The sequence below is a fragment of the Nocardia brasiliensis genome, assembly GCF_042691675.1.
GTDB lineage: Bacteria > Actinomycetota > Actinomycetes > Mycobacteriales > Mycobacteriaceae > Nocardia > Nocardia brasiliensis_D.
In genome coordinates this window covers 465458-476936 of the sequence record NZ_CP170507.1, presented here as the reverse complement: position 1 = coordinate 476936, position 11479 = coordinate 465458, and the positions used below count along the sequence as shown (strand labels likewise).

Sequence of the window (11479 nt, the reverse complement as noted above, 5' to 3'; positions counted from 1 at the left end):
GCAGTTCCCGCACCGCGCACGTTCCCGCACAGCGCAACCGAGTTCCACTTCCATCGGAGGAACTTCTCACCGTGCCGTCGCCTGATGACATCGCCGCCGCGTTGCTGTCCAGCACCGACTTCGCCGGCGACCGCTCCGCTGTCGACCTGCTGAGCCGCGCGATCAGCCCGCGGGACTTCGCGATCAAACGCGATTCGCTCCCGGTGGCCGCCGCGGCCGATCCCGCCACCTCCGCCGCCATCCTGGAACTCCTCGAACGCGGCCAGGTCCCCACCATGGCGGCGATCCGCACCCTCACCGCGCAGAACGAGATGCGCCGCGAGGCCGAACGCATCGAGCGCCTCGGCCGCCGCGCCCAGCGCAGCATCGACGACTTCGGCCGCGCCCTCGCCACCTTGGCGTACGCCCACTGGACCGCACACGGCATCGGGCCGACCCGCCGCGACGTGCTGTCCTCCGAAGAGGTCATGTCGCTGATCCGCACCCGCATCGGCGACATCGCCCCCGCGTCGGTGAAACACCTCTGGCTGATCGAGCGCGCCCAGCGCGCAGGCTGGATCGCCTCCAATGCCAATGCCAGATCCCTGTGCGCCGGAAGGCGTTTCCACTCCGATCAATACGGCAATCGGGTCTCGCTGCGCCCGGTCAACACGATCGGCACCGCTGTCGCGGCCTATCTCGCGGACTATCTGGCCGAGCACGGCCGCCCGCCGCGCTGGTCCACCGCCGCGCAGGACTTGCGCGACGACCGGGGCCGCCGCATCTTCCACAACACCGCCGACGCGCGCGCCCAAGAACTGTGGCTGACGACTGCCGAATGGGTCGCGTTGCAGGACGACCTCCCGGTGCCGGGCAAACGTGGCCAACGCGCGATCGCGCGCAAGTCTCGCGTCTCGTAGGCACTCGCGAGTCCGACCGGTCTGCTGCCCGCCCAGGGGGGCGGCGCCAGACCGTCGCACCCACAACTTCGGCAATCATCCCATGTCCGAACCCGCGCCCAACTCGTGTACCAGCGCAAATGCGACAAGGAGGGTTCGGTAATTTCCTTGCGACGCATCCCGCGTGGAAGGAGTTACCCCCGTGTCCACACCCCTGGATCCCGCGGCCACCGCCTGGCTGCTCATCAGCACAGCCATGGTGCTGCTGATGACCCCGGCGCTCGCGCTGTTCTACGGCGGGATGGTGCGCTCGACCGGCGTGCTCAACATGCTGATGATGAACTTCATCGCGATCCCGCTGGTGACCGTCGCCTGGCTGCTGGTCGGCTACAGCCTGGCCTTCAGCGACGACGCCGGCGGCGGCCTGATCGGCAACCTCGACCATTTCGCCATGGCCGGCATCGATCCGAGCAGCGTGCGCGGCGCGGTGCCGGAGCTGCTGTTCGCCACCTTCCAGCTGACCTTCGCCGTCCTGACCGCGGCACTGGTCAGCGGGGCGATCGCGGATCGCGCGAAATTCACCGCATGGATGATCTTCGTGCCGGTGTGGGCGCTGGCGGTGTACTCGCCGATCGCGCACTGGGTGTGGGGTCCGGACGGCTGGCTGGCCTCGTTCGGCGTGCTGGACTACGCGGGTGGCCTGGTCGTCGAAATCGCCTCCGGCGCTTCGGCACTAGCGCTCGCCCTGGTGCTCGGCCCACGCATCGGCTTCAAAACCGACGCGATGCGACCACACAATCTGCCTTTCGTGTTGCTCGGTGCGGGCCTGCTGTGGTTCGGCTGGTTCGGCTTCAATGCCGGCTCGGCGCTGGCCGCGAATGGTGTTGCGGCGGCGGTATTCCTGAACACGCTGGCCGCGGGCTGCCTCGGCATGCTGGGCTGGCTGGCGGTCGAGCAGCTCCGCGACGGGCGGCCGACCACCTTCGGTGCGGCGTCCGGCGTGGTGGCCGGCCTGGTCGCGATCACCCCGTCCTGCGGGTCGGTGAACACCTTCGGCGCGTTGATCGTCGGACTCGCGGCCGGGGTGGTGTGTTCGTTCGCGGTCGGCTGGAAATTCAAAGCGGGCTATGACGATTCGCTCGACGTGGTCGGCGTGCACTTCGTCGGCGGCATCGTCGGCACGGTGCTGATCGGCCTGCTCGCCACCCAGGTGATGACCGGCGGCGTCGAGGGACTGTTTTTCGGCGGCGGGCTCGCCCAGCTCGGCAAGCAGCTGGTCGGCGTGCTCGTCGTCGCGGCGTACGCGTTCGGGGTGACGTTCCTGCTCGGCAAGTTGATCGACCGGACCGTCGGCTTCCGGGTGAGCCAGGAAGACGAGACGGCAGGCATCGACTTCGCACTGCATGCCGAGACCGCCTATGCGGAAGGGGTGCACGGCCACTCCCCTCGACGGTTCGGTGAGGGGCATTTCGGCCACGGCGGGAGTGACCGGGATCACTGAGTGGGCCGAGGCTCCCTCCTATCGGCATAGCGTTAACAACGTTACGCTAACGGCGTTAACTTACTGCGCCGAGCGAGGGAGCCGCGCATGCTGGTCCGGATCGCCCAGATTGCCACCCGATACCCGCGCGCGATCCTGCTCGCCGCGGCCGCACTGGCGATCCTCTGTGGAGTGTTCGGCGCCACGGCGGCGTCCCATCTGAAGTCCGCGGGATTCACCTCGCCCGACGCCGAATCGTCGCAGGTCTCGCGGTTGCTCGCGGACAATTTCGATGGTGCCGCACCGAACTATGTGCTGCTGGTCAGCTCGGCCGCGGGCGCCGACGCACCGGCCACCCGCGCCGTCGGACTCGACTTGGTGGACAAGCTGCGCGCCCGCGCCGACATCAAGGGTGTGCAGTCCTATTGGACCGCGCCACCCGCCATCGGGTCCGCCCTGCGCAGCACCAACGGCAAGGACGCGCTCGTCCTCGCCTACCTCACCGGCGACGAGACCAAAGCCCAGGAGACGGCGGGCGAGCTCACCGAACAGCTCACCGGAACCAAGGACGGCGTCACCGTCCGGCAGAGCGGCCTGGCCGCCGTATTCCACGATGTGAACAAACAGATCACCCACGACCTGGCCCTCGCGGAGGGCGTCGCGATTCCCATCTCGCTCATCGTGCTAATCCTGGTGTTCGGCAGTCTGGTCGCCGCCGCGCTGCCGCTGGCCGTCGGCATCTTCGCGATCCTCACCACCCTGGCCATCCTGCGATTGTTCACGCTGATCACCGACGTCTCCATCTACGCGCTGAACATGACGACGGCGATGGGTCTCGCGCTGGCGGTCGACTACAGCCTGTTCATCGTCAGCCGGTACCGCGAAGAGCTCGCCAACGGCCTCGATCCGATCCCCGCCACCATTCGCGCCGTGCAGACCGCAGGCCGGACGGTGCTGTATTCCGCGCTGACCGTGGCACTTTCGCTGTCCGTGTTGAGCATCTTCGACATCTACTTCCTGCGGTCGTTCGCCTACGCCGGTGTCGCGGTGGTCGCCGCGGCCGCGGCGGCGGCCATCGTGATCCTGCCCGCCGCGCTCACCCTGCTCGGGCATCGGGTGAATGCGCTCGACATCCGAATTCCGTTGCGGCGCATGCTCGGCCGCCCCGCTCCGGACCCGATGGCACCGCTGGTGCCGGAGCGGAGCTGGTGGTACCGGACGGTGACCTGGGTAATGCGGCATTCGGTGCCGGTGGCGGTGCTGCTCGTTGCCCTGTTCCTGGCGCTCGGGTCGCCGTTCCTCTCGGTGAAATTCGGCTACCCGGACGACCGCGTGCTGCCGACGACCGCCGCCAGCCGCCAGGTCGGTGACGTGCTGCGCGCCGAATTCCCCGCCGCCAACGCGGGCAACAACACCACCGTCGTGCTGGACGGATATCACGGCGGGCCGGGGCCGATCGGCGAGTACGCTACGGAACTGTCCCGGGTGGACGGGGTTTCGGCCGTACTGTCCAGCGCCGGGATCTACATCAAGGGCGCGCGAATGGCCGCCGGGCCGCCCGGAATGGCCAATGGCACCGGCGAATACGTGAATGTCGCGACCCGCGTCGACCCGTTCTCCCCGGCGGGCAAGGCGCAATTGCTCGACCTGCGTGAGGTGCCCGCCCCCGCGCCGACGCTGTTCGGTGGGGCGGCAGCGGTCAATTCCGATGCGCTCGATTCGCTCGGCGCCCGGTTACCGCTGGCCATCGCACTGATCGCACTCGCCACCTTCGTGGTGTTGTTCCTGTTCACCGGCAGCCTGCTGTTGCCATTGAAAGCTATTGTGCTGAACACGCTTTCGCTAGCGGCAGCGTTCGGGGCGATGGTCTGGATCTTCCAGGACGGCCATCTGTCCGATCTGCTCGGCTTCACCGCGGTGGGATATATGACGCCGACGATGCCGATCCTGATGTTCTGCCTCGCGTTCGGCATGTCGATGGACTACGAGGTCTTCCTGCTCTCCCGCGTCCGTGAGGAATGGCTGGCCTCGGGCCGCGTCGTCGACGGCGTCATCGTGCGCACCGCGGCGGACAACGAGCACGCACTCGCCGTCGGTGTCGCCCGGACCGGCCGGATCTACACGGCCGCAGCCCTGCTCATGGCCATCGTGATGGGCGCGATGGTTACCTCGAAGGTGTCGTTCATCCAGTTGATGGGTCTCGGGTTGACCCTGACCGTGCTCGCCGATGCCACCCTCATCCGCACCATGCTCGCCCCGGCGCTGATGAAATTGATGGGCACCGCGAACTGGTGGGCACCGAAACCGCTGGCCCGCCTGCATGCCCGGGTCGGACTGCGTGAGCACGACGCCGATCCCGCTCGCACCGAACGCGTATTGGCCGGTCGCGAATGATCGGTGCCGGTCGATCCAGGTCGGCCCGCGGCGCGGGAGCGCAGTTGCGGACCGAAATCCTCGATGCCGCACGGGAATTGCTGGCCCGCACCGGTCACGCCGACGCGGTGTCGATCCGCGATATCAGCAAGCGGGTCGGCGTCAGCGCACCCTCGATCTACCGGCACTTCGCCGACAAGGACGCGCTCATCGATGCCGTTGTCGCGCAAGTATTCGAGGACTTGGACGCCGCGATGCGGGCCGCGACGGATCCCGCCGCGTCCCCGATCACCCGGCTGCAACAGCAGGGGCTCGCCTACGTCCGATTCGCTCGGGAGCATCCCGAGCAGTATCGCTTGGCGACCACGCCGACCATCGTCGGCGGCGCGGTGGATCAGGTGCTGAGTAGCGGTGCGTTCCAACATTTTTCGCAGACCGTGCAGGAATGCATGGACGCGGGCGTGATGACACCGGGCGACCCGTTGCCGATCGTGCTCGACCTCTGGGCGGCCGCGCACGGCATCGCATCGTTGTTGATCGCGAAACCGTATATCCCGTGGGGCGATACCGATGCGGCGGCGAACCGCGTGCTGCGCGCGGCGTGCATCGGCCACGTTGTCGTGGACATGATCGGCAGCGACCCGGCGCCGGATGAGGCCGCGAACTGGCTGAGCGAGCTGCGTCGCCGACTCTGACACCGCACATCGAAACGGACCGTTCGCCGGTCGCGTATTGGAATCTGCCTGCGTTTTTCCCTCGTTCTCCGCGGGCCACTGCTCGATGCTTTGCCTCGACAGCACCATCTAGATGAGGGATCGCAGTAGATGAGGATGAGGAAGCTTGCCGTGGTCGCGGCACTGGTGACCCTGGCGACCGGAGTCGCCGCAGGCACTTCCGCCGCCGCACCGCAGCCGCCCGAAGGCCCGATCAACTTTTCCGCGCACGCCACCGACAAGCGGTCCATCGTCTCGATCGACTCCGGTTCGCTCGTCGTCGAAAACGACGCTTTCGAAATCAAGGCCGCCAACGGCACCGTCGTCGCGGCGACCCCGTTGAAGTTCCGGCTCGACGACTTCGAATTCCCCATCGCGGCCGACATCGCTGGCCGCACCGCGACCCTGACCCCCCAATTCGACCTCTCGAAGGCTGTGTACAAGCCAATTGCCCTGCCGTTCGAGGACAAAGCGCCGTGGAAGTCGGAGTACGACCGTGAGCAGGCCGCCTGGAGCCGCCTGACCAGCACGATCAGCCTCGGCGCCAGCATCGGCACCCTGGTGGGCGGGCTCGGCGGCGCGGCTGTCGGCTGCGTCCTGGGTGGCGCGCTCGGCGGGCTGGTCGTCGGTGGCACCATCGTCGGCCTGTTCGGCCCGTTCGTCGGCGGCATCATCGCGGGCTGCCTCGGGGGCGCGGCCGCCATCGGTGCCCTCGGCACCATCGCGGGCCAGATCTTCGTCACCGCTCCAGTCGCGATCGGCGCGGCGATTCAGTACTTCACCACGATCAACCAGCCGTTCGTGCCGCCAGCCAAGTAGTCCACAGTCCCGACTGCGAAAAGCCCCGCCCAGCACTCTGCTCGCTGGGTGGGGTTTTGCGTTCGCGGCCGCCGCACCTGCGCTCGACGGATGGACCGAGCCGGGAAGACGGTGTGTGCGAGAACACAGCGGTGGCTCGAGGCTTGGTGCGTCGTGGCTGACGGTGTTAATTTCATACCATGTCTGCCAGTCGATCGAACGCTCTGCGGGTCACCTATGTGACCGCCGCGCTCGGCCTTCGGCTGCCGTTGACCCGCGAACTGTGTAGTCGCCCTTGCCGCAGCTGAACGGCCCTTTCGGCGCGTTTGCTGCCTAGTCGCCCCTGTAGGCACGTCCCGCCGATCGCGGGACCACGGCAAGGAACCTCACATATGTCCCTCCCTACCCTTGAACGATCCGTCGCCAGGGTCGCGGGCGGTCGCGTCCGCGTCCAGCGTCCCGTGGTCGCCCCGGAACTGCGCATCGCCGACAACCCGGCGGCCGCGGTCCTCCGCGCCGCGACGGGTGGCCCGGTCTCGCGCGACAATGCCGCGCGCACAACGGGTTTGAGTATCGCCACGGTCAACCGCCAGGTGTCCGCGCTGCTCAATGCCGGGCTGCTTCGCGAACGGCCCGACCTGACGGCGTCGGGTGCGGTCGGACGACCCCGGGTGCCCTTCGAGATCGACCACGAGGCGTACCTGACCCTCGGCATCCACATCGGGGCCGCGGTCACCAAGATCGTGGCGGCCGACCTGCGCGGCCGCATCCTCGGCGGACTGGCCATTGCCACGCCGCTGACCGGTCAGGAATTCGCCACCACCACCGTCGCGCGCAGCGCCAAGGCGTTCCTGCAGCGATGGCATCGGCGCAAGCCGCTCTGGGCGGGCGTCGCCATCGGTGGCCGAGTCGATCCGCTCACCGGCGTGGTCGACCATCCCAAGCTGGACTGGCACGGCGCCCAGATCGGTGCCGTCCTCGGCGAGGTGCTCGAGCTGCCCGTGTCGGTGGCACCGCATGTCGAGGCGATGGCGGCCTCGGAGTTGTTGCTGCCCACCATCGAATCGCGGGACGCGGCCAGCGGACGCGTCGCCGGACCGGAACGCGGCAGCAGCCTGTACTTCTATGTCCGCGAAACCGCCGGTGTGGCAGTGACTTTGGACGGTCGCGTGCACACGCCGAGCAACGGACCCGGCTCCATCGCGCACTTGCCGACCGGCTCGGCTGTCGAATGCGCCTGCGGCAGGCGCGGGTGCCTCGAGGTGACCGTCGGCGACCGTTCGCTGCACTCGCGGGCGGTCGGACGCGGAATCATCCCCGCGCACAACGGAACCGCGGGCTCGACGATCGCCGACCTGTACCGCGCGGCCGAGGCGGGCTCGGAACCGGCGCGCGAACTGCTCGCCGAACGCGCCACCATCCTCGGCCACACCGTGGCCATGGTGCGCGACATGCTCAACCCCGACCGGGTGATCCTCGGCGGCCAAGCCTTCACCGGCTACCGCCCCGCCGTCACCCATGTGGCTCGCGCCTTCGCCCAGGGTTCCACCCTGCCACCCACCGACATCCGGATCAGCGGATTCGGCGGCAAGGTCCAGGAATTCGCCGCCGTGGTCACCTCGCTGAGCGTGCTCTACGCGGACCCGCTCGCCGCGATCCGCCGCACCGCCCTCGCCGACTGACCGCTACCTCGAGCAGGAGAAATCCGCCGCCAACGCCCACGGAGGCGCAGCGGCTCGGTGGACACGCGTACACCACCCGACGTGCCGGATACCGAATCGCATGCGATTCGGGTGCGGTGGGTCGGGTGGTGTGCGGCTATAGCGGGGTGAGCGCGCACGGGCCAGGTCGGCGACGCGGTCTAGCGGTGAGGGTCGCCCGCGGTGGCGAAGAGTCCTTCCAGCGCGGTGATGAAGAACGGGAAGTGGGCTGCGAACCGTTGCAGGTTGCGGTCCCGGTCGAAGCCACCGAACCAGTAGAGCCCTGGTTGGGCATCGGCGGACGGGTTGAGGTCGCGGAAGGCACGGATCCAGTTGTCGGCACGGCCGCCGATCACCATGAACGGCAGCGCGCGGGAGAACACGGTCTCCTGGTCCAGCGGCGGAACCTGTTCGCGCCGTACTGATTCCAGGCCGCGCTGGAGGGCGCGCAGCTGCCCGGCCAAGGCGAGACCGTGGGTGGTCCGGACGGGCAGATACTTCGGCAGCAGCACGGTGGCGACACCCGCGAGTGCGATGGCGACGCCGACCAGCGCGTGACCCGAGGTGAGGGCGAGTGCGATCGTCGCGGCGATACCGGCGACGATCAATGCGCCACCCAGCCAGATCGCCAGACCGGGACGGCGACGATTGTGGAAAGTGCCGCGGGCGACCGCGTCGGCAACCAGCGCGGTCCGCACCGGCCCGGACTGCACCCGTCCCGGCGCGCGCAGTTCGGTGATGGTGACCGCGTCGGTGCCGTCGGGCAGCAGCGCCTGATAAACGGCCTTCTCATAGTCACGTAGCTGGTCGTCTGGGGCATTGACCCGGGTGATCCGCCAGTCGGTATCGCCGATCGGCGTCACCCAGAGGTACCGGCGCACGGCGAGATCCACCACCGTGGCGGCGATGTCGACCGGGTCCACATATCCGTCGAGCAGCAGGCCTGCCTCGCCGGGCAGCACGCCGTCCGGCGAGGTGAACTGGACTCGCTCGCCGTCCCGCACCAGCGGGTCGATCGTCTCCGATCCGGTTCCGGCAGCGGCATTCTGGCGGCGTGCGCGCAGCACGAAGGCGACCAGACCGGCGAGCGCGAGCAGCAAAACGCCGAAGGCGATGAGCACTGGCGTGGTGACCGCGAACGGACCGGAATCGCTGCCGTCACGAATATCGGCATTGCTCGGCACACTGCCCGGCGGCAGTTGCAAGGTGAGGTCGATGGCGTCACCCTTGCGCAGATCGGTCTGCTCCAGATAGAGCACGCCGTCGACCTCGGTCTTCACGTCCGCGCACGGCCTGGTGTTGCCGGGTGGGCCGAGTTTGCAGTCCACGATGCCCATTTCGAAGCTCGGGCTGATCAAGGTGGCGCTGATCGACGCGATGTCGGCGCCCATCACGCCGAGCCAGTTGAACACCTGGCTGCCCGGTGCGTCGCTGACCAGGTTGTGCACCGAATAGGTGAACGTCGACTCGCCTGGCTTCGCCTCGATGGTGAATTGATCGTTCGCCACCGTCGCGGTGCCCGCGCCCTTGGTATCGACATCGGTGACCTTGAAGAAACGCTCTGCGTCGTCACCCACCTGCAGCCGCAACGGCAGTGACATCCGGAACGTGCCGTCGGCCGGCACCGCAACCTGTTCGACGACCTCGAGCACACCCTCGCGACTCAGCTTCAGATCGGCGGTGATGGCCACGCCGCTCGGTGCGGGCTGGGGGTGGGCGATCGGGGCGGTCGCGAGCAATCCCGCGGTGGCGAGCAGCAGCGCGCCTACGGCGCCCCCCCGAAAAGTCAGCATGGCTGCCTACTTTAGACAGCTTGCTATTCTGCGTCATCGGCTGTCGGCGATCATTGAAGCGAGGGGGTACGGGGGCGTGACACAACCACCGTACGGATACGGACCGGTTCCGCCTGGTGGGCGACCGGTCGCGCCCGCGCCCGGGCACCGACAGCCCGCTGCTCCGCCGCCGGGGTACGGCCAGCCGCCAGGGCACGGTCAGCCGCCGGGCTATGGTCCGCCGCCGGGGTACGGTCCGCCGCCCGGCTACGCGCCGCCAGGTAATCGTCCGCCACCGGGATATGGTCCGCCACCCGGTTATTCGCCGCCCGGATACGGTCCGCCGCCCGGACATCGCGCGCCGGTTCCGCCGCCGATGCCGTATGGTCCGCCCGGCCGTCCGCCGTACCCGCCGCGCCGCCGGTCCGGTGGCGGCGGTGCGTGGATCGCGGTGCTGGTCGTAGTGGTTTTCCTGGTCGCGGGTGGCCTGGTGCGCAACGCGATATCGACCGGCAAGGACGACGGCGACGCATCCGGCCCGGCGCCGAGTCTCACCTTCGCCCCCGATGGGTCATCCGGTCCGGCCGAGACCGCGGCCAACCCGCTGCTGGTCGACCCGAACGCCACCCTCGTCCCCGCGCGCTGCGCGTACTCCCCATGGGGCACCCAGGTGGATGCCGCGCGCGAGTTCTTCGAAAGCGCGGCGGGCTGCCTGGAGGCCGCGTGGAAACCGGTGATGCAGAAGGCAAAGCTGCCGTTCCAGCCGCCCGCGTTGCACGTCAGCGCGACCACCACCGGCATCACCACGCCCTGCACCGGTTCCACCAGCAACTTCGCCGCCTTCTACTGCCCGGCGAACAAAACCATCTACATGCCGATCAGCCAGTTGCAAACCGACTTCTTCAGGGACAACTGGGTCGTCTACTTGTCCGTCTTCGCGCACGAATACGGCCACCACATCCAAGCCATGTCCGGCATCCTGCGCAAAGCCAACAGCGAGCGCGCCGACGCGGGCCCGCGCAGCAGTCGCGGTCTCGAACTCTCCCGCCGAGTCGAGTTGCAGGCCAACTGCTTCGACGGCATGTACCTGGCATCGTCATCCGGCGGCGGCTCGCTCACCGATTCCCAGCTCAACCTGGCCCGCAAAGACGCCTACGGCCGCGGCGACCAAGCCGGCGACATGCGCGACCACGGCACCTCCGAAAACGGCGGGCTGTGGTTCGAGACCGGTCTGGACAAAAACCGTGCCGCCCACTGCAATACCTTCACCGCCGCACCCGGCGCCGTGAGTTAACCCGCGAGGCGTCTTCGCACGCCTATGCCGCGCTTCACCCACCGGTCGACCAGTTGTCCGATGTGCGTTGTCCTGACCAAGTCCGCGAACTCCAAATCGGGCAGGGGCCTTACGCCCCGTCGACAAAAGGGGAACTCGCCCGCCTCGCGTACGTGTTCTCCGGTGCCACGGTGATCACGTCGCACACCTGCACCAGTTCGTCGGGCACGTCCCCCTCGAAATGTGCTGTGCTGGGGACGATCACCGCATCCGTCTCCAGCCGCTGCGCCACACTCAACAACCTGCCGACGACGTCCTCGGTCTCCGCACCGAACACCACAGTCTTGGCAAGGTCATATCCGAACCGCTGCGCCAAACTCCGAATCAACACCTCATCCCACTGCTGCCGAGCACCGGAGATATCCCGGCGCAGATAACCAACCGCCGCTGGACGTCGCCTCATCAGACCACTCCTTCCGCCCCCGACGATCC

Annotated in this window: 9 protein-coding genes; 7 read left to right on the top strand and 2 right to left on the bottom strand. The window is 68.2% G+C overall.

The window, feature by feature from the left end; all coding sequences use genetic code 11:
* Positions 1-71: 71 nt before the first annotated feature.
* From ACFK0J_RS02540 to ACFK0J_RS02515, 6 genes are all read left to right on the top strand, one after another.
* Positions 72-899 (top strand): hypothetical protein, encoded by an 828-nt coding sequence (locus ACFK0J_RS02540; RefSeq protein ID WP_378736191.1) that lies wholly within the window; start codon positions 72-74, stop codon positions 897-899.
* Between the two features lie 181 nt (positions 900-1080).
* Entirely contained in the window at positions 1081-2379 is a 1299-nt protein-coding gene (locus ACFK0J_RS02535) for an ammonium transporter (protein WP_378736189.1), read from the top strand.
* Positions 2380-2466: 87 nt separating this feature from the next.
* Complete coding sequence (locus ACFK0J_RS02530) at positions 2467-4752, top strand: MMPL family transporter (protein ID WP_378736187.1); 2286 nt, start codon at positions 2467-2469, stop codon at positions 4750-4752.
* A 44-nt stretch (positions 4753-4796) separates the two neighbouring features.
* On the top strand, positions 4797-5426 hold the full coding sequence (locus ACFK0J_RS02525) for a TetR/AcrR family transcriptional regulator (protein WP_378736185.1): 630 nt from the start codon (positions 4797-4799) through the stop codon (positions 5424-5426).
* A gap of 129 nt (positions 5427-5555) precedes the next feature.
* Positions 5556-6263 carry a hypothetical protein gene (locus ACFK0J_RS02520; RefSeq protein ID WP_378736183.1) on the top strand — a complete coding sequence of 236 codons (708 nt, stop codon included), beginning with the start codon at positions 5556-5558 and terminating at the stop codon, positions 6261-6263.
* Positions 6264-6634: 371 nt separating this feature from the next.
* Entirely contained in the window at positions 6635-7924 is a 1290-nt protein-coding gene (locus ACFK0J_RS02515; RefSeq protein ID WP_378736181.1) for an ROK family protein, read from the top strand.
* A 179-nt stretch (positions 7925-8103) separates the two neighbouring features.
* On the opposite strand, the gene ACFK0J_RS02510 is transcribed toward ACFK0J_RS02515, so the two are convergent.
* Positions 8104-9735 (bottom strand): DUF2207 family protein, encoded by a 1632-nt coding sequence (locus ACFK0J_RS02510; RefSeq protein ID WP_378736179.1) that lies wholly within the window; start codon positions 9733-9735, stop codon positions 8104-8106.
* Positions 9736-10090: 355 nt separating this feature from the next.
* Here ACFK0J_RS02510 and ACFK0J_RS02505 point away from each other — a divergent pair, with 355 nt between their 5' ends.
* Positions 10091-11008 carry a neutral zinc metallopeptidase gene (locus ACFK0J_RS02505; RefSeq protein WP_378736177.1) on the top strand — a complete coding sequence of 306 codons (918 nt, stop codon included), beginning with the start codon at positions 10091-10093 and terminating at the stop codon, positions 11006-11008.
* Between the two features lie 109 nt (positions 11009-11117).
* Here the strand turns inward: ACFK0J_RS02505 and ACFK0J_RS02500 are convergent, their stop codons facing one another.
* The gene (locus tag ACFK0J_RS02500; protein ID WP_378736175.1) at positions 11118-11450 is read right to left on the bottom strand and encodes a hypothetical protein; all 333 of its coding nucleotides are present in this window, start codon (positions 11448-11450) and stop codon (positions 11118-11120) included.
* Between the last annotated feature and the right edge of the window lie 29 nt (positions 11451-11479).